Origin of the sequence: Pedobacter zeae, assembly GCF_014196715.1 — a bacterium.
Taxonomy (GTDB): Bacteria; Bacteroidota; Bacteroidia; order Sphingobacteriales; family Sphingobacteriaceae; genus Pedobacter; species Pedobacter zeae.
Window position 1 is genome coordinate 789,968 of record NZ_JACIEF010000002.1, and the last position, 21,882, is coordinate 811,849.

Genomic DNA, 21,882 nt, shown 5'->3' on the forward strand with positions numbered 1-21,882 from the left:
TTGTTTAAATCGGTTAACTGCCAATTGTAAACTGTTAATTGAAAACTGATCTACTTGGCTGCATTCTCAATTAACGAAAACAGATATTTCAACGCATTTTCATGCCCGTTAGGAATTTCTGCACTGATATCTGCAGAAACCAACCTGCCTTTAATCGGGTTCGATTTCATGTACACATTACCCATTTTCTCTAAAGTGCTGTTGAATTTTTTAGCGGTTTCTTCGCCACCGATTTCAGAAGCTGGTACTTTGCCCACCAGGTTTTTAGCATTGAACAAAAAGCTGAAATTATTTTTGCTCAACAGGTTTTTATGTGTTTTGCTAATTTGGCTGTTTACCCGGTTGCTGTTGATCGCCTGTATTTCGGTTAATGAATTCCCAAAAAATACAATACCATCTTTGATCAGGAAATAAATATCAATCGGACTTTTCTTCTCTACTATTTTATAAATGTTGCCCTCAGCGCTTACAAAGTTTTTGTTTACCCCATATTTAATGAGCTTGTTAATCAGCCTGGTATCATCAGACGAGAACATAAAAAGGAAATCGGGTAAGGTTTCTTTTTTAGTTTTTACCACTTCTTTCTGATTGTAATCGTCGTCGTAATCGTAAGTAGTATAGGTTACCTCTTTACTGTTCAATCCATTAATTATAAACAAGGCATCTCCTTTAATTACTTTACTAACTGCTTCTTCATCCAGCAATAGCGAGAGGAGATCGGCGCCTAAGTCCATTTCTGCATCCATACGGGCACCTACAAGTGAACCATAAGTTTGTTTCATCAGTGTAGGTAATTCTTCCAGGTAAGCTTTGGTATCAATGGCATAGCTCATAAAGCCAATCGCTTTATCGCTGTTTACATACTTTAAAAAGTTCTTGTTTAACTTTTTGTTCATGATTTTTTTGTACGAATCGGCCTGTTCTTGTGCCAGTTCCAAACCGGTAGAAATGCGGAAACTCTTATTATCCATAAACAGTTTTGCATTTAAACTGCCATACCCTTTCATCATACCTGATTTACCATAAGTGCCAAATTCGGGAGCAACGGCATTATAAACATCTTGCAGGCTCGAAACCCAAAGTTCTGCAATGGCTTTGCTATCTAAACTGCCCGTGTATGATTTGTTGCTTTCTATCGATTGGTAGCTACCGTTAAAAATTTGTTCGGCTTGTGCAGTTATCCAGGTAAAGGCCAGTCTTTTTTTCCTGGCATCCTGTTCGGCGCGTTCTTGCTGGTAAAGGTCATAGTCGGCATTTACTCTTTCAGCTGCAGGTACTGCTTCTGCAGCCTCCATGACGGCATCAGCCATAACCTCTTCTTCAACTTCCTGCTTTGGTTTTGCCGCAGTTTTTTTCTTTACAGTTTTTTTCTTGCCATTGGCTTTTTTAGCGGCCTTTTTGGTAACTGTTTTTGGCTTTGCTTTAACTTTTACAGGTGGTGCGGCTGTGGTTTCTACCATAGGCTCGTCGGCTGTGGTTACGTATGCCGAATCTACTGCTACCGCGGCACTATCAACTAAAGTAGCTTCATCGTTCTGAAACCTGATATCCTTAATGCCATAACGGGCCGATTTAGCCGAATCAGCAAAGAAATTGCTTTTAATACTACCGTTAACAAAATATAGCATGTTGTTGTTCCACTTTAAGATGCCGGTACTATCTGGTAACACCATGGTTTTGGTATCGCCGGTGGCTTTAATTCTATTGTCTTTATTGTTAATCAGACTTTCAAATTTAGTGGCATCTTTTAACGGGATCAGAAAACAGTTATAATTGATGCTATCGGTTAGCTGGTTAAAGTAATACATGTTTTTATCCAGGTTAATACCGAAATCTTCGATAGTCGTAAAATTTTTATCAAGCGATTTGGAGGTGCCTTCCAGTAATTTCTTACCCACAAAAGATTCGTTAAAATCTTTTACAAACATCAGTTTAAAAATGTTATCGCCTTTAATGGTAGCAACGGTAAAGGCATTTGCAGGTATTTTTTTTACCAGGTCCTGGGCTTTGGCTAAATTAAATAATAACAGGAGGGAGAAGGAAAATAGAATTTTTTTCATTAGTAATTGGTGCTGTGAGCATGGCTAGCCGTGCAGGCTTAGCTGGGCTGTTGTTTGTTATTTAGATAATTGTATTGAATTGGATACGTTAACTTTTCCGTTTATTAAATCGGTAATACTGCTTCTAAGCATCACTGCTTTTTTCGATTTTGATACATTTGATGCCGGATTGGTGCTACTTGTTACAGGCGATTCGAAACGGTAAATGCTGGTATAGGTGGCGCCATTAAAAACAGCCTTATCTTTTGGCTTTAATTTGTTGAATTCGGTTTTAGCTGTGCCAATGGCCTGGTACTGTCTTTTAAAAGTTTTGGTAACCTTGTTATAGCTATACGATGAGGTGTTTGTTGCTTTAATTTTTTGTTGCGCCAGGATATTTTTGGTGATGTTATTGATATTGGAAACATCTTTAAATGAAAAGCTGATAGTGGCAATGAAATTGTTAAAATCGGCAGTGCTTTTTACATTAGTGATTCCTTCCGATTTCTTTAAATAAGCTACAGCCTCATTTAATTCTTGTTGTATTTTTTGTTTGCTGGGCACTTTATAGCCTTGAACGCTATCTAACAGCATGACCGAGGCTACTTTGGTTTTGCTTTGGCTCATGTTGATGGTTAATACCACATCGCCTGTACCATCATTTTTCATCGAAATTTCTTCAATTACTTCAAAACACGAACTTAAAATGGGGATCAGCACAATAAATAGCAAAAGCTTATAAAACTGTTTCAAGTTCATCTTAATTTGATTTATGTTTTATTGCAGGGTGTAAAAGAGGAGCAAATATCCGGTGGGCGAATTTAAGAATTTCAGTCCGGACTTTTAAACGATTTGATATATTCCCGATGATGGGTAATAAATAAATAAGCATTGCAGAAAAAATATTTTCTTTCAAAAATCAGGTAATTGTCAATATAAAGACAAGAAAAATGTAAAAGAATGCTGGCTAAGCCGATTTTTCTATCTTTGTTGCCAGCTTTTACAAAAAGTATAACCATGAAGAAAAGTGCAATCATTGGATTAATTACCATCGCCATTTCCGTAGGTATTTTATTTAGCTTAAATGCGAATACCGATACTTACTCTAATTTTAAACAGGCAACCCTTTCCGGAAAAGAAGAGCATGTGATGGGCTATTGGGTAAAATCAATGGGCACGTATTACGACGCCGTAAAAGATGCTAACCACTTTTCATTCCACATGAAAGATGAAAAAGGAGAGGTGAGAGAGGTCATTTACGCAGGAACCAAACCGCAGGATTTTGAAAAATCAGAAAAGCTTGTGTTGATCGGTAAGATGAACAGTGACAAGTTTTATGCATCGAAAATTTTAATGAAATGCCCATCTAAATATAATGATAACCTGGTAGAGGTAAATAAGGATGGTAAGGTAGACACCGTAGGGAAATACGGCGAGAAAAAATACAACTAATTTTAATGGATATTCAATTTGTAGGCGAACACCTGTTACCGGGTAAAATCGGGCAGTTTTTTATTGTACTGGCGTTTAGTGCATCATTACTTTCAACCATTGCATACTTTTATGCCAGTCGCGGCAAAAATTTAGAAGACAAATCCTGGCGCAATCTGGGAAGAATTGGATTCCTGATTAACTGGGCCAGCATTATAGGCATTGGTGTTACGCTTTTCTATTTGGTTTTAGGACATTATAACGAATATAACTACGTTTATTTTCACTCATCAAAGCAACTTCCAATTTATTATATTGTATCGGCCTTTTGGGAAGGACAAGAAGGAAGTTTCTGGCTTTGGGCATTCTGGCAATCGTTTTTAGGTGTATTGCTCATCTGGAAAGCCAAAACGTGGGAGCGCCCTGTAATGACCGTTGTGGCTTTTTCTCAGGTATTTTTAACCTCAATGATGTTGGGGGTAGAGATTTTTGGTGAGCGCATTGGTAGTTCTCCGTTTATTCTGCTTAGAGATGCAGTTGATTTAAAGGCCATGGCGCCTGTGGTTTTTGCCAATCCTGAAAATTTTAAAGATTACCTAAAATTCATTACCGATGGCAGGGGCTTAAACCCGCTATTACAAAATTATTGGATGGTGATTCACCCGCCAACCTTGTTTTTAGGGTTTGCCAGTATGGTGGTACCTTTCGCCTACGGGATTGCGGCCCTTTGGCAAAAAAGATATAAAGAGTGGATTAAACCCGCCATGCCATGGACACTTTTTGCGGTAATGGTTTTGGGTACCGGCATTATTATGGGCTCTTTCTGGGCCTATGAGGCATTAAATTTCGGTGGGTTCTGGGCCTGGGATCCGGTAGAAAATGCTTCTTTAATCCCGTGGTTAACCTTGATCGGGGCTGTGCATGTCATGATCGCCTATAAAAACACCGGTCATGCCTATTTTACAGCCATAGCACTGGTATTTTTAAGCTTTCTGTTGGTGCTTTATGCATCGTTCTTAACCCGGAGCGGTATTTTAGGTGATACCTCGGTACACTCGTTTACCGATATGGGGATGTTTGGCCACCTGATCCTTTACAACGTGGTATTCGCCGCTTTAGCCATTGCGCTGGTCATCATCAGGTGGAAAGAGTTGCCTATTACCACAAAGGATGAAGAAACCTATTCTCGCGAATTCTGGATGTTTATTGGTGCCTTAGTGGTAACTGTTGCCTGCATCCAGGTGATTTTCTCTACGTCAGTTCCGGTATTTAACAAAGCATTTGGTACTAATTTTACACCGCCTACCGACGCCGTTAAGTATTATAATCAGTGGCAGGCACCTTTTGCAATGGTGATTACGCTGATATCGGGTTTTTCTCAATATTTAAAATACAAAAGAACTGATCCGCGTAAATTCTACAGCAGTTTAGTCTCTGTAGTTATTTTCTCAGTGGTTTTAACAGCAGGTTTGGTATATGTAGCAGATGTTTATACCAACACGATGTACATCCTGATCACTTTTAGTTGCTTGTTTGCGGTACTTTCTAATGCGGCGGTTTTATACCAGGCATTTGGAGGCAAAGCAAAGCTGGCAGGTTCGGCAATTGCTCACATTGGTTTTGCACTTTTAATTTTAGGTGCCTTAATAGCAGCTGCCACCAATAAGCCGATTTCAATAAACGCCAACAAGTTTATTCCGGTTAAAGATTTCGAAAAAACGGAGAAACCTGGCGAAAACATTATGCTGTATAAAAACGAGCCTAAACAAATGGGCAAGTATACCGTAACCTATGTAAGCGATACTACCGAGGCGCCGAATACTTTTTATACACTTAACTTCAAAGTTGTAGATAAAGACGGTAAGGTTAAAGAAGATTTTAATTTACATCCTCACACCCAGGACAACGAGAAAATGGGGTTAATTGCCTCTCCCGATACCAAACATTATTTAACTTATGATGTGTATACACATATTACAAGTGCTGCGGTTAAGCAATCTGCCCACGAGGATCACGAAGGGCATTCGGATGATGAAAATTACAAAGCACCACGGATAGTTAAGGTTTCGGTAGGTGATACCATTCATACTTCAAGCGGTGTGGTTACAGTGAAAGATTTAAACCGGAAACCTACCGCCAAAGATTTAGCCTTGGCACAAGGCGATTATGCTGTGGGTTTACCTTTGGAAATTAATGCAGCAGGTAAAATTTACAACACTGAACCAATCTTCCTGATTAAAGGAAACAATACGTTCGATTTTGCGCGTAAAGTAGATGAATTGGATCTGAAGTTCCGTTTCTCGAGGGTTTTACCTGATGAGAAAAAAGTAGAATTGCAGATTTTTGAAAAACCACAGCAAGCTAAAGACTGGGTAGTTTTCAAAGCAATCGAATTTCCTTACATCAATTTATATTGGGCAGGTACCATAGTGATGGTGGTTGGTTTCTTACTGTCTATTTTTAGAAGAAGGAAAGAAGCCAGGATCGGATAAGCACATGAACATCGTTTTATTAGGATCGGGTAATGTTGCTACACATTTAGCAAAAGCTTTAAAAGCCAAAGGCGAACATGTGGTGCAGGTGTACAGTCCCAACCTGGTTAATGCGAAATTGCTGGCCGGTAGGATCGCTGCCGAAGCCGTAAATGATTTAAATGCGGTTAAAACCGATGCCGATTTGTATATCATTTCGGTAAAAGATGATGCTATTGAAAGTATCGCCGCAGGATTAAAAAAAGTAAACGGACTGGTGGTGCATACTTCAGGCACAACCGATATCCAGGTATTATCGGCACAGGTTAAACATGCGGGTGTTTTTTATCCTCTGCAAACTTTCTCTAAAATAAAGGAAGTGGTTTTTGATCGGATTCCGCTCTGCATCGAAGCCACTGATGCGGGCCGATTGGAAATTTTACGCCAACTGGCCGCTAAATTAAGTGAGCAGGTTTACGAGCTCGGCGGCGAAAAAAGAAAGGTATTACACCTGGCTGCCGTTTTTGCCTGTAATTTCCCAAACCATCTATATGCTTTGGCAAACCAGGTATTACAGCAAAATGGTCTTGATTTTGAGATCATCAGGCCTTTAATAGCTGAAACTGCCGATAAGGTCATGACTAACCTGCCTGAAAATGTACAAACCGGGCCAGCAGTAAGGAACGACGAAAGCACTATAAATAAGCATCTAAGCATGCTAAAAGATAAGCCCGCATTGCAGGAAATTTATCAAACACTAAGCAACAGCATAAAATTAATGCCGAAATAGCATTTTTACGGCTTTTGCTTATTACTTTTGCAAAATAATTATGAGCATTTTTAAATTAAAAATAAATTTTGAAGAACCAGATCACGAACCGGTAGAATTACCCATTGCTGCTGGCGAGTCTGTTTTAGATGTTTGTCTGGATAACGGGATAGAATTACAGCACAATTGTGGTGGTGTTTGCGGTTGCAGTACCTGCCATGTGTATGTAACCAAAGGGATGGATCATATCGAAGAGATTTCGGATAAAGAGGAAGATTTTATCGATAGGGCAGTGCGTCCGAAAATTACTTCGCGTTTAGGCTGCCAGTGCGTGGTGATTAACGGCGATATCGAAGTGACCATTCCGGATCAGTCTGGTTTTATGGGACACTAATTCAGTATTGAGTTGGGAGCCTTAAGTCCTGAATCGGCTATCAATTTAACAATTAAACCGCTTAACCAATTTAAACAGTTAACCGTTTAAATATTTCAACTTTACAACAACAAACAAAACATGAACAACGATAAATTTGCTTTACCTTTTTACTGGAACGATTATGAAGATATTGCCATGTCTTTATATGAGAAATTTGGTGATGATTTTACCGAAACCAAAATCTACCGTATCCGTTTTACCGAACTTTTAGAATGGGTTTTAGAATTACCTAATTTTAAAGGAACACGCGAAGAAAGCAATGAAGGCCATTTGGAGCAAATTCAATCAGCCTGGGTATACGAGTGGAGAGATAATCAGTAATTAGTCTTGAGTCTCTAGTTCTTAGTCTGGAGTCAATCCCAAACGCTTACCCCTAAACGCCAAACGCAAGATGTTTCTCCAGAAATTAAAAGAAATCACTACTTTCATTTTTGATGTAGACGGTGTGCTTACCGATGGAACCGTTCAGGTTACGGATAATGGCCAGTCGTTACGTACCTTTAACATTAAGGATGGGTATGCCATGCAACTGGCAGTTAAACGGGGTTACCACATCTGCATCATCTCCGGTGGCGACGGTATTGCAATGGGTAAACGCTTCTTTAACCTTGGCATAACCGATGTTTTTCTTGGTGCCGGAGATAAGGTCGCCATTTTTAATCAGTACCTTCAGGATAAAAATATAATTGCAGAAGAAGTACTCTACATGGGCGACGATATTCCTGATCTCAAAGTAATGAAACTGGTTGGGCTCCCAACCTGTCCGGCTGATGCAGTAGAAGAAATTAAGGCCATTTCTAAATTTATATCTCCCTATAAAGGTGGTAAAACAGCTGTACGCGATATTATCGAAAAGGTAATGAGGGTGCAGGGCAGATGGCACGATGAAAACCCCAAGGCTTCGGATTCGGGAGTATAAGGGCATTGGTTTATTGGTCATTTGTTCAATAGTTCATCAGTACTGCAAACTGTAAGTTGCAAGCGGTTTTATTGGTTAACTGGTTAATTGTTTAAATCGGTTACTGTCTACAAGCTATTGCCATCCTGAGCGTAGTCAAGGGATATTTAACCATGCTTTTCTCGCGAGAATGACGCTGTCGTTATAAATCTCCATCTCTAAAATTTGCAATCCAGTAGATTATATCCGAAATTTACGTTTATAAATTAATCAATCGATTGATTAATTTTGAATTTAAAAAACATTAATTTTAATTCTATGAGCACCTATCTCGTACCTGTCGACTTTTCTAAAACAGCAGATCACGCAGCCAAATATGCTGCCAGGCTTAGTTTTGCCATGGCGAATGCTAAAATAATTTTACTTAACGCTTATTACGTTTCTGAATATGAGAGCATTCTGCCAACACCAGATATGCTAATCACTACCGACGATCGCATAGCGGACGAAATTTTGAACAGGTTGGCAGCCCTTGAAAAACTAAAAGCTAAATTGCTGGAAATCAATCCGCAGGCAGAAATAGAAGTTAATTTATCCCGCGATACCATTTTAAGATCCGTAATTAACCGCGTAAACCGGGAAGAAATAGACCTCATCATTATTGGTAGCAACGGTAAAAAAGCTAAAGATGAAAGCGATATCGGCTCTAATGCAATCAAGATTTCTAAATCTAGTCCGGTTCCGGTTTTGGTAGTTCCGCCAAAGGCCGATTATCAGTCAATACGTAAAGCGATTCTGGCCTGCGATTTTAAAAAGGTTAAAGAGGTAATCCCGATGCACGCGCTTAAAAATATTTTAAGCAAACATGCCTTAGAACTGTTGGTGCTCAATATCAATTCAGGTCAAATGATCGATGTTCAGGAAGAACAGGTTTTACAGCAAATGCTTAAAGATTTTTCTCCGGCCTATCACTACTCCAATCATCCCGATACCATTAAGGGTATTGTGAAGTTTGCCAAAGCCGAAGCAGCACAGCTGATTATCGCACTACCCAAGAAATATAGTTTTTTCGAAAGCCTGCTTCATGAAAGTGTTTCCCAAAAACTAACGATTAAATCGCATGTGCCAGTTTTATTGTTGAAAGATTAATACATCGGATCTGCAACAGCTAAGTTACATTTCGTTTTTAAACCTTCATCATTTTTTGCACTCAAACCTGCTCAATTTGAACCAAAAACAACAAAAACGACATGAAAAAATTAATGATGATCTGCGGATTGATGCTAGGAATAGCTGGTTTCGCTAATGCACAACAAGGTGGTGGACCCGGAAGAATGATGATGAAGCCTGAAGAACGCGTAAAACAGTTGGATGAAAAATTAAAGTTATCTGATGAGCAAAAAACAAAATTAACGACCGTTTTTACTGAGCAGGCAGAAACCATGAAAAAAATGCGCGAAGAAATGCAAGCTGGTGGAGACAGGGATGCGATGAGGGAAAAAATGCAAAAAATGCGTGCTGATAACGATGCAAAAGTTACTGCAGTGTTAACAGACGACCAGAAAAAAGCATACGAAGCCTGGCAAAAAGAAATGCGCGCCGAAATGGAGAAACGCAGACAAGGTGGAGGAAATAATTAATCTTTGAAAAATATCAGATAAGAAAAGCGGCTTTATGCCGCTTTTCTTATTTTAGCGGAAAATTAAGATATGCCAGTTCAGTTTCCACCGATCATTTTAGCCTCCAAATCGCTACGCCGCCAGGAACTTTTAACCCTGATGGGCTTAAATTTTAAGGTCGAATTAAAAGATGTGGATGAAAGTTATCCCGATGGTTTAAGCCCGGCAGAAATTGCTGTTTATATTTCAGAAAAAAAGGCAAAAGCTTTTACCGGTGATGGTGAAATTGTAATCACCGCAGATACCATTGTAGCTTTAAACAATGAAATTTTAGGTAAACCAACTGACCGCAGGCACGCACAGGAGATGTTAAAAAAACTCTCAGGGAGTAAACACGAGGTTTTTACCGGTGTAACGATTGTTAAAGGGGATAAAGTTCATTCCTTTTATGATCGTACTGAAGTTTTATGTAAAGCAGTGACAAGCGAGGAAATTGATTTTTACATCGATAACTACCAACCCTTTGATAAAGCCGGAAGTTATGGCATACAGGATTGGTGGGGTATTGTTGTGGTAGAGCGTATTGAAGGTTCATATACCAATGTAATGGGCCTGCCTACCGAAAAACTCTATAATGAATTATTAAAATTTATTTAAACTTTTTTGTGGAATTGCGTTAAAACTTTCATCATCTAACAAAATTAGCAAGATGAAAGCCCCATTTAACGAGATCAGCATAGCCGAACCCTGTTTACAGAACTGGGATGAAATGGAAAAAGGAGCAGGTTTTAATTTCTGTAAAGCCTGCAGTAAAAATGTAATCGATTTTTCGGGTTATACCAATGCCGAAATCATTCAGATACTGGCCAATTCAGGCACTTCGGTATGTGGCCGGTTAAGCCATAGCCAATTAAACCAGCTTAACCTTCACCTATCGATTGTACCAACCACCAACAGGAACTGGATGAAATACCTTGGTGTTTTGGCAATAGGCATGAGCATTTTTGTAATGGATGCCAAGGCTGAAAAGATCAATACACCAGTTGAAATCGCTAAAACTATCTACAACAAAACCGACAATAAAAAACCGGTTGTACCCAAAAAAATATACGGTTATGTTATTGGAGCTGATCATAAGCCGGCTGCCGGAATAAGGTTATCCATTTCTAATACTCCATACGCCGCCCTGACGGATAAAAATGGTCGTTACGAAATTCTTTTGGATAAAAAGTTTGATAGCAGTAAAAACCAGCTGGTGGTTGAAAGTGCTCAATATACAGGTCTTTTGATCATCGATTTTTCGAGTGCGAAACAGAATGATATCAAATTAAAAAAGGCCGAGTCTATCATTATGGGTAGGATCATGATGACTTCAAAAAAATAGATTAAATAAATTACGCTTTCAATCTCTCAATGATCTGTACATTTTTTGTATGGATCATTTTTTATACCTGGCTGGCCAAAACACCCATTTTTAAATCGTAAGTAGAAAGCATAAGCCGGTTTATTTGACATCTGCCCAAAACATAATTGGTAATTAGCGAGGCAATTACAATCATATCTACCCGCAAGGGAATAATGCCCGGCATTTCTACGCGTTGGCGGTGGGTAGAATTAATCAGCTTTACTGATATATCAATATAATCATCATAGTTGAACGGATAAGTTTTTATCTGCTCAATAGCTATATTTTGGTTATGCTTTCTGGTAACCAATTCGGCAAAGGTTTCGAATGCACCCGCCGATCCAATTAAGGTCCGGGGCTTAAATTTTTCGCAGATTTCGAAAAGATCTGCCAATTGTTCTTGAATGTGAAAAAGAATGGCCTGTTTATCTTCGTCAGAAAGCGGATCTGATTTAAAGAATCGCTGCATTAAACGTGCAGCCCCGATGTTATAGCTTTTTTTCCAGATCAGGCTTTCAGTATCACAAAGAATAAATTCTACACTGCCGCCACCAATGTCCATAATAAGCGAAAGGCCGGTAATGGCACCGCTCAGTTTAACACCCTGATAAATCAGCGCTGCTTCTTCATCTCCACTAATGGTTTCGATCGTTATTCCGGTATGTTCTTTTACTGCATAAACAAAATCCTGCCCGTTTTCTGCGCTCCTAACAGCTGAAGTTGCGGTGGCCCTTACCTGATCCACCTGGTAGCTGGCGAGGGTATGACTAAAATCTTTAAGGCAATTTACACCTCTTTCAAATGCTGCTGGAATGATAATGTGATCGTTAATTCTTCCTTCGCCCAGTTTAACGGGGACATTGGTTTTGTAAAGGATTTTCAAATCTTTCCCTGCTGTTTCAGCGATTAGCAGGTGAAAAGTATTGGTTCCAAGGTCGATGACGGCAACGCGCATAGTTTGTTTTATATTTTGGAAAGCAGAAACAGTATTTCTTCGGTAGCCGCAGCCCTGCTATCCATTAAATTTCGTTAACGGCTGATGCTAAATTAAAGTTAGTTCAGCGAAATATCATTACTATCAGGTTTATTTTTTTACGTGCGCTGCTTTTGGCGAGAACTGAATAGCCCATAAAAATTCCTTTGTTATTGTGCTGTCAGATGTTACCATCTGGCACTACTAATCGGAGCTTATTTCGTTAAATCCTGCAGTTGTTTGGCATTGTGTAATGCAGCAACACCCCAAGTATTGTTAAAGTATACAAAAACTTCACTCGCATTATCTTTGATCTGATTTTTAAAGTCTTTAAGTACACTTATATCATACTCCGATTTGTATAACACAGGTTTGCCATGAAAACGGTAGTAAACTGTACCGGTGTTTTGGATGACGGTATCGGGTAGCTCCGAAGGATAGCTTTCCCCACTGAAAGTAATCTTGTTTTTAGCTAGTTCTTTATGAATTTCTTCGTTAAACCAACTTAAATGCCTGAATTCCACTATGTTTTTTAATCCGGGATTTAACTGATCAATCAATAACTTTAATCTCTGTTCGTTGTAATCAAATTTAGGTGGAAACTGGAACAGTACGCAGCCTAATTTTTCTTTTAAACCCAATTGGATGGCTTCATAGAAATCGCTGATGAGTTGTTTACAATCATTTAGCTGCTTGTAATGGCTAATTAAACGTGGCGCTTTAATGGTAAACAGAAAATCATCCGGACTTTCGTCATACCATTTGTTAAAGGATTTTTGGGTAGGCATTTTATAAAAGGTAGAATTGATTTCTATGGTATTGAAATGCCTGCAATAATATTTAAACCAGTCTTTTTGGGGCACACCTTTCGGGTAAAATACTTCTTTCCAATCGCGGTAGTAAAATCCGGAACAACCAATTCTCCATTTCATTTATAGAGAACAAGATATAGCGTAGAAAGGTTTATTAACCGTTGTAAATAGCTATAAAAATGATTAGTGAAAAACCAATATAGCCTGAGAGTTTTAAATAAATGTTGTTATTCTTACCTGTGAAACCCAGTGTTAAGGTAAATAATAAATAAAAGATAGAAAGTATTAAAAAACCACCAAATGGCGAATGATGACCTTTTGTAGAATCATGTTGAGGTATAGGTGTAAAAAATACCTCGATTAAAAGCGGTACGAGCCAGCCTACAAAATAAAAAGTAAATATTGTCCATAAGACTGGATGTTTTTTTAAACCATTAGTGAATTTGTTCATGCTTTTATTTTAATACCTTTTTGGGGGTATGGTAACCCATAAATTGCTGAGATGGAGCTAAAATTGAAATGACTATCCCGAAAGGACTATTACTCCAAATATTTTTGGGAAATCATTAACCCTAAGGATGATGATTTAGGCTATAAAACAAAAAAACCGATGCTTACGACATCGGCTTTCTTGTTTATATGGGAATTAATTACTCGAAATATTCTTTCATTCTTTCGAAGAAACTTTTGTCATTTTTACCCGGCTGAGGTTTAAAGTTTGGCGATTCGCGTAACTTTTCCAAAGCACTGCGCTCCTCGCTGCTTAAAGCTTTTGGCGTCCAGATGTTGATATGGATAATCTCATCACCCCTGTGGTAAGAGTTTACTTCCGGTAAACCTTTGCCTTTTAAACGCAATAATTTGCCGCTTTGGGTACCCGGATCGATTTTGATTTTGGCTTTACCATCAATTGTTGGTACTTCAATGCTCATTCCTAAAGCAGCGTCTACAAAACTTAAATGTAGATCGTAAACGATATTGTTGCCTTCGCGTTTTAAAGTTTCGTGAGGGATTTCTTCAATCAGGATAATCAAATCACCTGGAATACCACCATTTGGGGCTGCATTTCCTTTACCACTCATGCTCAGTTGCATACCTTCGCTTACGCCCGCAGGAATGTTAATGGTAATGGTTTCTTCGCCGCGTACTACACCATCTCCATGGCATACATTACATTTCGAGGTAATCTGCTGACCGCTTCCGTTACAGGTAGGGCAGGTAGATGCCGTTTGCATCTGGCCTAAAATGGTATTGGTTACCCTGCGCACCTGGCCGCTACCGCCGCAGGTACCACAGGTACTTACTGATGATTTATCTTTTGCACCGGAACCATCGCAGGTTTTACAAACAATAAGTTTATTAACCTTGATTTTCTTTTCTGCACCGTGGGCAATTTCTTCGAGGGTTAATTTAACCTTAATGCGCAGGTTAGAGCCTTTGGCTACACGACGGCCACCACGTTGCTGGCCACCACCGCCACCAAAAAAGCTTTCGAATGGGTTATGACCGCCAAAAATATCACCAAAATTACTGAAGATATCATCCATGTTCATGCTGCCACCGTAGCCCCCGCCACTGGCACCACCAACACCCGCATGGCCATATTGATCATAACGCTGTTTTTTCTCCGGACTGCTTAAAACTTCATAAGCTTCGGCAGCTTCTTTAAATTTATCTTCAGCAGCTTTATCGCCAGGATTTTTATCTGGGTGATATTTAATAGCCATCTTGCGATAGGCTTTCTTTATCTCGTCAGTGGATGCACTTTTGGTTACGCCTAGTACGTCGTAATAATCTCTTTTACTCATTTTCTTTATAAACGTTAAAATGTTTGATGGTTGAAGCGTTTAACGTTCAGGTACCAAACAAACATTCTATTTATTATTTTATTGACCGGAACCCCTTGTTGAAATTGCAGTTTAAAGCATTCCAACCTTTAACCCTCCGGCTTTTCAATTTCTTAAGCACCAACTACTACTTTGGCGAAGCGGATCACATTATCATTTAAAGTATAGCCTTTTTCAACTTCGTCTATTACTTTTCCTTTAAGCTCTTCGGTAGGGGCAGGGATATTGGTAATGGCCTCGTGGAAATCGGTATTAAAAGGCTGGTTGATGCTTTCTACATCTTTAAGACCTTTTTGTGCCAAAGTGTTTTTTAGCTTATTGCTTACCAATGATACACCTTCTTTAACCGGGGCTACATCTACAGCTGTTTCCATTGCTTTTAATGCACGGTCAAAATCATCTAAAACAGGTAAAAGCGATACAATTACGTCTTTACCAGCTGTTTGCAATAATTCTACACGCTCTTTTTGGGTGCGGCGTTTGTAGTTGTCAAATTCAGCATATAAACGCAAATATTTATCGTTAAGCTGTTGAACTTCTGCCTGTAATTTTTCTTCAGCAGATAATTCCGCAACCTGCTCAGTTTCATTCGCAGAAGCATCAGTATTCTCTACATTCTCAGCAGAATTTTCTGATGTATTTTCAGTATTCATTATATTTTCCTCTTTATCGTTATTTTTCTTCTTATTAAACATAATACTCGGCTGAATTTTTTTTGTGTTAATCTCAACTATTTTGCCATAAACAGAAATCAGCCAAGCTGTCAGATTTATTTGTATTTATCTGAACAGATTGGCTGATTAGCTGACGGATGTCAGAATTTTTTATACAATTTGGGCATCTTCGTGTACTACTCCATTTTCACACTTAATGATACGTGAAGGAAAAGTACGGATGATGTGGTAATCGTGTGTAGCCATTAAAACTGCAGTTCCGGCCTGGCTGATCTGCTTTAAAAGCGTTACAATTTCTTCTGAAGTTTCCGGGTCCAGGTTACCTGTAGGTTCATCGGCAAGGATAATTTCAGGATCGTTTAGTAAAGCCCTTGCAATAACAATACGCTGTTGCTCGCCACCAGAAATTTCGTGCGGCATTTTTTTGATTTTAGAACGTAAGCCCACTTTGTCTAAAACATCTTTAATACGTTCGTTAATCAGCTTTTCGTCTTTCCAGCCGGTAGCTTTTAATACAAACTCCAGGTTTTTTTCAATGGTACGGTCGGTAAGCAACTGAAAATCCTGGAATACTACACCCAATTTACGGCGTAGAAACGGTACCTGGCTTTCTTTTAAATTTTTAAGGTCGAAACCTGCAATATTGCCTTCGCCGTTACCAATATGAAGATCGCCGTATAATATTTTAAGCAAACTACTCTTGCCCGAACCTGTCTGGCCAATCAGGAATATAAATTCGTCTTTTTCGATGTGTAAATTTACGTTTGAGAGTACCAGATGTTTTTGTTGAAAAACATCAACATTGCTTAAGTGAATTACTGAGTTGCCTGCCATATTATATTTCCAATTTTGCTATCTGCCCGAAAGGCAAATCTTTAACCATTTCCATAATGTAATCCTGCTTGTCGCCAAGCCCCAGTTTTTCCAACGATTTATCGGGCCTGTCTACCCTGAAATAAGCTAAAAGTGTAAACTTATCGTCTCTTAACTGTACGTAATCCGGAATTTTGGCTATGCCTTTAACTTTAACGATATACATTGTGCCCAAAAATAGCATTTCCAACTGATAAGCGAAAGGAAGAATCCCTTTTTATCTGACTAACATGAGCCAGCCGGTGTAGGTCTGGAAATCTTCATTCAAATAAACAGAATAATAATACACCCCAGGAGGAAGGTCTTTCCCGTTCATTTTGCCATCCCAGGGCTTAAAAGGGCCGGTGCTTTGGTACACCAGGTTACCATAACGGTTCATGATTTTAACAACAGGATTGGGAAACGATGCTGCTGCAGGTATATTCCAGGTATCATTTACATTATCGCCATTTGGAGAAAAAGTATTGGGAATAACCACTTTGGGATAAACGGTTATGTTAACCTCGTCGCTACTGCTGCTGCAACCTAAACTGGAACTGGCGTGTAAGGTATAAGTGATATCGTGTGGTGGCGTGGCAACCGGATTTAATTTAGCCGGATCATCCAGATAGTCGGCAGGTGTCCATAAATAAGTAGCATCGTTCGAAACCTTACCGTTTAACGTTATTTTTTGCCCGGTAACGATTTTTTGATCAGCGCCAGCATCTGCCATTGCATTTTTGTTCACGTTAACAGTTATTTGGGCTGTTTCTGAGCATAAACCTTGGCTAACCTTTACCGTGTAGGTAGTGGTTTCGGCAGGAGCAGCTACGGGGTTTGCACTGTTGGGATCTGAAAGGCCATTTGCCGGCTGCCAAAGATATTCAGTACCCCCTGATACAGTTAATTGTACTGATTTCCCCTCGCAAATGCTCACCATTTGAACATTGGTACTGATCTGTAAAGGGTCAGAAACCTTCACGTTTGTCGATGCATTTGATGAACAGCCATTTGCCATAACGGTTACTGTATACTCACCTTCCATGGCTTTAGTTGCATTCGTGAGCGTCGGATTTTGGGCAGTAGAGGTAAATCCGTTTGGCCCTGTCCAGCTATAGCTTGTCCCGCCTGATGCAGTTAACTGAATGGTATTGCCGGTACAGAAAGGACCGGAGTTTTCGGCTCTGGCAATAGGCAAGGGATTTACCGTTACCGTAATCGGATCGGATACTGCCCGGCAAAATACCTTGTCGATGTTTCCATTGATGGCCGTAATTAAGCGGTATTGGTAAATACCTGCCGGCTGATTTAAAAAGTTAATTGTTGCTGGCTTTGTTGTTACTCCATTGATATTAACCCAGTCAGCGCCCTTGTTTTCCTGCCATTGGTAAACCGGGTTGACATATTCCGGCGAAATATTGGCGTTTACCGTGAAGCTGCTGGTATTGCCCTCACACATATTTAGTGCTGCGTTATTGAGGTTAAAAAAAGGAGTAATGCCAGGGCCACAGGCTTGTACAGTAATATCATCCAGGGCAAAATCGTTACCACTGTTGGTTGGGGTATCATTAACCAGCTGCAGGGTCACCGTAGAATTGTTTCCATTGCTAAAATCAAGCGTGTACTGGTGCCACATCCCGTCTGCTGTTACATTTCCTGTCGATGCGCTACCAAGAAGGTTACCATTGGGGTCAATTACCTTTAAAATCATTTTTGGGGGCTGGGCATTAGCAGCAGGCGAGTTGGTGTTGAGCACCCAGATAGACAGACGTAACATTGTATTTGGACAAAGATCATCCATTTTTTGTTCAAAGAATACGGTGGGTGTAGCAACGCCGTCAATTAACAGCATTAAGCCATTGTTATCGCCGGTATGATCTGCATGAGGCAGCCAATAAATAGGATAAGGATTGCCTGGAGTAGCTGGCGTTTTTACCAATCCGGATTGATTGGCCGTTAAATTGCGTGGACTTGGCCCCGGAGGCCCCATAAAAGTTGTAGAAGTAGAGGCGCCCGGTGCATATTGAGCTAAGGGGCCATACCAGTTATCGGTATCGTTGCCCTGTCCGAAAGTTTGGTTAATTAAAGGTGGTCCAAAAGTGCCGGTGCATACCTGTGCCCTGGCAAAAAATGCAAATAGCAGGATAAAAAGAAAGGATAGCGTTTTGATTAAACGATACATCTGCTGGCTCAGGTCAATTGGCTAATATCCAAATAAAAACTTATAATCCAATTGCTTAGTGCAATCAATTTAGCCCGTTTAAAAACTCAATTGTATTTACATTATCGGCATAATCCCAAAGTTTAGGATGCTGGCTTTGGCCGAATGCAAAACTGGCTATATTGATTGGTGATTGGGTAACTATACACTGAATATCTGCGGCTTTATCTTTTAGTTTATTTTCAACATCCTTCAGGCTTTCGTATTCCTCATAATAAAGTACTGCCAGTGGTGAGGCTAGACTTTCATCTTCTTTTAATAATAAAAAGCCGTTGTCGAAATGTTTGGCTGCATTAACCAGGTAAATAGATTTATTGTAATCGTAATTGTTCTGGTATTTAAAATGGTTAATGATCTGGTTATAGTTTTCTATTCCTTCATATAAATGGGCAACATCATAACCTTTCGGGAAATAGATTTTAGAAACATTCCGGCAGCCCAAACCGAAATAGTCGAAAATATCTGCCCCCAGGTTCCGGATATCTTCCTGGCTTTCTTTACCATCTAAAACGGCAACACTGTTTCTGTTTTTGCGGATGATGTTGGGCACTTTGCTAAAATAATAATCGAAATACCTGGATGAGTTATTACTTCCGGTAGCAATTACAGCATCGAAATCTTTTAAACGCTCTACATATTCGATTTTATCTGCAAAAGCTGGTTCGATATTAATCAATTCGGCAAGGACCGTTTTAATCAATTTATCATCAGAAGAAGAAAGTTTGATTAAGGCTATGTTTCCGGTTGCCAAAACGCATAAAACATCATGCAAGCCTACCAGAGGGATGTTTCCTGCCAGGATTAACCCCACCTTTTTAGGCGATGTACTGAACTGTACCGACTGGAACCAAAGGGCTAAATCGGCCTCATTCAGCATGGCTGCAAAAGATAAAACAGATTTTTTTATATTTTCCTGGGTGAACCATGCATTGGCACTTTCGGCACTATAAAGTGCATTTCCTAGTATGTCAGTAGGGTTTGTAAGCTTTTTGCCGAGTTCGCCAAATGCGATTATTGCCTTTTCTTGAGTTAATGCTGACATATTTAGAACTATTATTAATTGATTATATCTTATATTTGCAGCGCAAAGGTAAACTAAGCAAAAGAATTAGACGAAAACATGGCAATTAAAATAACAGATGAGTGTATAAATTGTGGGGCATGTGAACCAGAATGCCCAAATAACGCAATTTACGATGCCGGAACTGCATGGCGTTTTTCTGATGGTACCAATTTAAACGGTATCATTGATTTTGGTAATCAACAAATCGAAGCTGATGCCCCTCAGGAAGCGGTTTCAGATGAAGTATATTATATCGTATCAGATAAGTGTACAGAGTGTAAAGGTTTTCATGATGAGCCTCAGTGTGCGGCAGTATGCCCGGTTGACTGTTGTGTAGATGACGAGGATATCCGTGAAACAGAAGAAGAATTATTGGCTAAGAAAGCCTGGTTGCACCAGGAAGGATAAGCATTATAAAATATTTAAATGATTAAAGGCACTGTATGGTGCCTTTTTTAGTTTATAGCCGATCCATAATTTTTTTCAGTCTTTCTTCTACAGTAAAATTACCTCTAATCTGTAAAATTTCTTTGTTTAAACCTTTCATCCAGTCTTCGTGTACTTTTAATGATCGGCCTGTAAAGCCAGATTCGATAGGATCAATATCATATTGAGCTGCCCATTCGATAAAATCATGATATTTCTTTATTCGTTCAGGGTCATTATAAATTATTGATCCATAACGTTCAAATTCCCTGTTTTTTAGCCGGTTTAATCTTATTTCCGGTGGAAGCCAAAGAAATACGATCAGGTCAAAATCTGGAAAAACATCATTGCCCCAGCTTACGCTTGAGCCACCAAAAATCCAACGGTCATTTTCAGTTAAGACCGTTTTTATCATTTGGTTTCTTTCATTAGGATTTCTTTTTGTTGTAAATGGAGGATCGGTGGGCATCCAGAAATATTGATCGCTGTCAAAGTAGGGAATATTTAATTTTGTTGCCAAAGCTCTGCCCAATGTAGTTACACCTGAACCAGAAGCTCCGAAGATGTGAATTTTCATTTAGGATGAACTCAAGTTTTAACTCAAACTTCGTATTTATTAGGAATAATCAAAACCGGACAAGCTGATTTCCGGGCTACGTGTTCGGCTACGCTGCCCATTAAAAAGTGGTATAATCCCGTGCGGCCATAGGTGCCAATTACAATCAGGTCAGATCCCCATTCGTCTGATTGCTGGATAATGCCATGTGCTGCGGTATCTACAACACTCAGGTAAGTAGTTTTGATCCCTTTACCGTATTTTCCTTCCATTTCTTTAAGCAAAATATGGCTGTTCTCTTCGCTGTTGTCGTAGGTTTCCAAAAACACCGGCGCCAGTGTCAGGTCGGGGTTTACATTGGCGGGTATGGGTTCGATAATGTTAACCAATGCTACTTCTGCTCCAAATTTTTCTGCCATGTCGTAACCGGCTTTTGCCGCCTTTTCAGAGCAGGTACTGTTATCAACGGCAATTAATATTTTTTTAAAGTTCATGGCATGTGTATTTAAACGGTTATCATCATAAAAATAACAAATTTGCAGGTAAAATGTTAGGCAATGGATGTATTTTATTAGTTTTACAATAGTTTCAACGAGCAGGTTAAATGGAAAATCAATACGGTATTTGCAGGGTTGCGGTAGCGCCTTTAAGAGCAGATGCATCAGATAAAGCAGAAATTGTTTCGCAACTTTTATTTGGCGATCATGTAGAAATTATTCAAAAAGAAGAGCGTTGGTGGCTGATCCAGAATGGTTATGATGGCTATGAAGGCTGGATGGATTTCAGGCAGCTGGCGCCAATCAGCCAGGATCAGTTTGCAGAAATGCACGATTGTAAATTACTGGCCCCCTTAAGTTTCAATAATGTGTTATCGGCGGCTGATGGAAGCGCCTATCATTTAAGCCCTGCAAGTAACATTCCGTTTTTAAAAGATGGATATTGTTATGCGGGAGAAGAAAAATTCAAGCTTAATTTTGAAGTGTATGATAATCGTGCGATCAATTTTAAAGACCAGGTAACCGGTACCGCAAAATTTTTCCGGAATATTCCATATCTATGGGGAGGAAGGCATTTATTTGGTTTAGATTGCTCAGGCTTTACCCAAACGGTATTTAAAATGTTGGGTATTAAACTAAACCGCGATGCCTCTCAACAGGCCGAACAGGGCGAACTGGTGGGCTTTTTAGCCGAATGCAGGGCAGGCGATTTGGCTTTTTTTGATAATGAGGAAGGTAGGATCACACACGTAGGCATTATGTTGAGCCCTAATGAAATTATCCATTCTTCAGCAAAAGTAAAAATAGATCCGATTGATGACCAGGGTATTTTTAATAAAGAACTGGGCAAATACTCGCATAAATTAAGAATTATAAAACGTTTTGTAGATTGA

General features: G+C 39.4%; 25 protein-coding genes. 12 read left to right on the forward strand and 13 right to left on the reverse strand.

Annotated elements, in window-relative coordinates:
- Nucleotides 1–50: 50 nt before the first annotated feature.
- Together GGQ60_RS10010 and GGQ60_RS10015 are read right to left on the reverse strand one after the other, a co-directional pair.
- Nucleotides 51–2,060: a hypothetical protein gene (locus GGQ60_RS10010; RefSeq protein ID WP_183763141.1), complete on the reverse strand. Its 2,010-nt coding sequence runs from the start codon at nucleotides 2,058–2,060 to the stop codon at nucleotides 51–53.
- Between the two features lie 57 nt (nucleotides 2,061–2,117).
- Entirely contained in the window at nucleotides 2,118–2,798 is a 681-nt protein-coding gene (locus GGQ60_RS10015) for a hypothetical protein (RefSeq protein ID WP_183763144.1), read from the reverse strand.
- 258 nt (nucleotides 2,799–3,056) lie between these two features.
- Here GGQ60_RS10015 and GGQ60_RS10020 point away from each other — a divergent pair, with 258 nt between their 5' ends.
- The 10 genes from GGQ60_RS10020 (at nucleotide 3,057) to GGQ60_RS10065 (ending at nucleotide 11,047) form a co-directional block, all read left to right on the forward strand.
- Nucleotides 3,057–3,491 carry a cytochrome c maturation protein CcmE domain-containing protein gene (locus GGQ60_RS10020; protein ID WP_183763146.1) on the forward strand — a complete coding sequence of 145 codons (435 nt, stop codon included), beginning with the start codon at nucleotides 3,057–3,059 and terminating at the stop codon, nucleotides 3,489–3,491.
- Between the two features lie 5 nt (nucleotides 3,492–3,496).
- Nucleotides 3,497–5,962, forward strand: coding sequence for a heme lyase CcmF/NrfE family subunit (locus GGQ60_RS10025; protein WP_183763150.1), 2,466 nt, complete (start codon nucleotides 3,497–3,499; stop codon nucleotides 5,960–5,962).
- A 4-nt stretch (nucleotides 5,963–5,966) separates the two neighbouring features.
- A complete protein-coding gene (locus GGQ60_RS10030) occupies nucleotides 5,967–6,731 on the forward strand; it encodes a Rossmann-like and DUF2520 domain-containing protein (RefSeq protein WP_183763153.1) in 765 nt (254 codons plus the stop codon).
- A gap of 40 nt (nucleotides 6,732–6,771) precedes the next feature.
- Nucleotides 6,772–7,104: a 2Fe-2S iron-sulfur cluster-binding protein gene (locus tag GGQ60_RS10035; RefSeq protein ID WP_183763156.1), complete on the forward strand. Its 333-nt coding sequence runs from the start codon at nucleotides 6,772–6,774 to the stop codon at nucleotides 7,102–7,104.
- A 120-nt stretch (nucleotides 7,105–7,224) separates the two neighbouring features.
- On the forward strand, nucleotides 7,225–7,467 hold the full coding sequence (iscX, locus tag GGQ60_RS10040) for a Fe-S cluster assembly protein IscX (RefSeq protein ID WP_183763159.1): 243 nt from the start codon (nucleotides 7,225–7,227) through the stop codon (nucleotides 7,465–7,467).
- 70 nt (nucleotides 7,468–7,537) lie between these two features.
- Nucleotides 7,538–8,065, forward strand: coding sequence for a KdsC family phosphatase (locus tag GGQ60_RS10045; RefSeq protein ID WP_183763162.1), 528 nt, complete (start codon nucleotides 7,538–7,540; stop codon nucleotides 8,063–8,065).
- 297 nt (nucleotides 8,066–8,362) lie between these two features.
- A complete protein-coding gene (locus GGQ60_RS10050) occupies nucleotides 8,363–9,193 on the forward strand; it encodes a universal stress protein (protein ID WP_183763165.1) in 831 nt (276 codons plus the stop codon).
- Between the two features lie 101 nt (nucleotides 9,194–9,294).
- Nucleotides 9,295–9,684, forward strand: coding sequence for a DUF4890 domain-containing protein (locus GGQ60_RS10055; protein WP_183763168.1), 390 nt, complete (start codon nucleotides 9,295–9,297; stop codon nucleotides 9,682–9,684).
- A gap of 69 nt (nucleotides 9,685–9,753) precedes the next feature.
- On the forward strand, nucleotides 9,754–10,320 hold the full coding sequence (locus GGQ60_RS10060) for a Maf family protein (RefSeq protein WP_183763171.1): 567 nt from the start codon (nucleotides 9,754–9,756) through the stop codon (nucleotides 10,318–10,320).
- A 52-nt stretch (nucleotides 10,321–10,372) separates the two neighbouring features.
- Nucleotides 10,373–11,047: a hypothetical protein gene (locus tag GGQ60_RS10065; protein WP_183763174.1), complete on the forward strand. Its 675-nt coding sequence runs from the start codon at nucleotides 10,373–10,375 to the stop codon at nucleotides 11,045–11,047.
- A gap of 61 nt (nucleotides 11,048–11,108) precedes the next feature.
- Here GGQ60_RS10065 and GGQ60_RS10070 read toward each other — a convergent pair whose 3' ends face one another.
- The 9 genes from GGQ60_RS10070 to GGQ60_RS10110 form a co-directional block, all read right to left on the reverse strand.
- Nucleotides 11,109–12,023 (reverse strand): Ppx/GppA phosphatase family protein, encoded by a 915-nt coding sequence (locus tag GGQ60_RS10070; protein WP_183763176.1) that lies wholly within the window; start codon nucleotides 12,021–12,023, stop codon nucleotides 11,109–11,111.
- Nucleotides 12,024–12,256: 233 nt separating this feature from the next.
- Entirely contained in the window at nucleotides 12,257–12,973 is a 717-nt protein-coding gene (locus GGQ60_RS10075) for a DUF72 domain-containing protein (protein WP_183763178.1), read from the reverse strand.
- Nucleotides 12,974–13,007: 34 nt separating this feature from the next.
- Nucleotides 13,008–13,304 carry a hypothetical protein gene (locus GGQ60_RS10080; protein ID WP_183763180.1) on the reverse strand — a complete coding sequence of 99 codons (297 nt, stop codon included), beginning with the start codon at nucleotides 13,302–13,304 and terminating at the stop codon, nucleotides 13,008–13,010.
- Between the two features lie 199 nt (nucleotides 13,305–13,503).
- A complete protein-coding gene (gene dnaJ, locus GGQ60_RS10085) occupies nucleotides 13,504–14,661 on the reverse strand; it encodes a molecular chaperone DnaJ (protein WP_183763182.1) in 1,158 nt (385 codons plus the stop codon).
- A gap of 152 nt (nucleotides 14,662–14,813) precedes the next feature.
- Nucleotides 14,814–15,395 (reverse strand): nucleotide exchange factor GrpE, encoded by a 582-nt coding sequence (locus GGQ60_RS10090; protein ID WP_183763184.1) that lies wholly within the window; start codon nucleotides 15,393–15,395, stop codon nucleotides 14,814–14,816.
- A 129-nt stretch (nucleotides 15,396–15,524) separates the two neighbouring features.
- A complete protein-coding gene (locus GGQ60_RS10095; protein WP_183763186.1) occupies nucleotides 15,525–16,208 on the reverse strand; it encodes a cell division ATP-binding protein FtsE in 684 nt (227 codons plus the stop codon).
- A 1-nt stretch (nucleotide 16,209) separates the two neighbouring features.
- Nucleotides 16,210–16,413: a hypothetical protein gene (locus GGQ60_RS10100; protein ID WP_039476747.1), complete on the reverse strand. Its 204-nt coding sequence runs from the start codon at nucleotides 16,411–16,413 to the stop codon at nucleotides 16,210–16,212.
- Nucleotides 16,414–16,464: 51 nt separating this feature from the next.
- The gene (locus GGQ60_RS10105; protein WP_183763189.1) at nucleotides 16,465–18,408 is read right to left on the reverse strand and encodes a T9SS type B sorting domain-containing protein; all 1,944 of its coding nucleotides are present in this window, start codon (nucleotides 18,406–18,408) and stop codon (nucleotides 16,465–16,467) included.
- 64 nt (nucleotides 18,409–18,472) lie between these two features.
- Nucleotides 18,473–19,489, reverse strand: a complete 1,017-nt coding sequence (locus GGQ60_RS10110; RefSeq protein ID WP_183763192.1) for an acyl-CoA reductase — start codon at nucleotides 19,487–19,489, stop codon at nucleotides 18,473–18,475.
- Nucleotides 19,490–19,567: 78 nt separating this feature from the next.
- Between GGQ60_RS10110 and GGQ60_RS10115 the strand changes: the two genes are divergently transcribed.
- Complete coding sequence (locus GGQ60_RS10115) at nucleotides 19,568–19,918, forward strand: 4Fe-4S dicluster domain-containing protein (RefSeq protein WP_183763195.1); 351 nt, start codon at nucleotides 19,568–19,570, stop codon at nucleotides 19,916–19,918.
- Between the two features lie 52 nt (nucleotides 19,919–19,970).
- Here GGQ60_RS10115 and GGQ60_RS10120 read toward each other — a convergent pair whose 3' ends face one another.
- Complete coding sequence (locus tag GGQ60_RS10120) at nucleotides 19,971–20,513, reverse strand: ATP-binding protein (RefSeq protein ID WP_183763198.1); 543 nt, start codon at nucleotides 20,511–20,513, stop codon at nucleotides 19,971–19,973.
- A gap of 23 nt (nucleotides 20,514–20,536) precedes the next feature.
- On the reverse strand, nucleotides 20,537–20,986 hold the full coding sequence (locus GGQ60_RS10125) for a universal stress protein (RefSeq protein WP_183763202.1): 450 nt from the start codon (nucleotides 20,984–20,986) through the stop codon (nucleotides 20,537–20,539).
- 110 nt (nucleotides 20,987–21,096) lie between these two features.
- Here GGQ60_RS10125 and GGQ60_RS10130 point away from each other — a divergent pair, with 110 nt between their 5' ends.
- Entirely contained in the window at nucleotides 21,097–21,882 is a 786-nt protein-coding gene (locus GGQ60_RS10130; RefSeq protein ID WP_183763204.1) for a C40 family peptidase, read from the forward strand.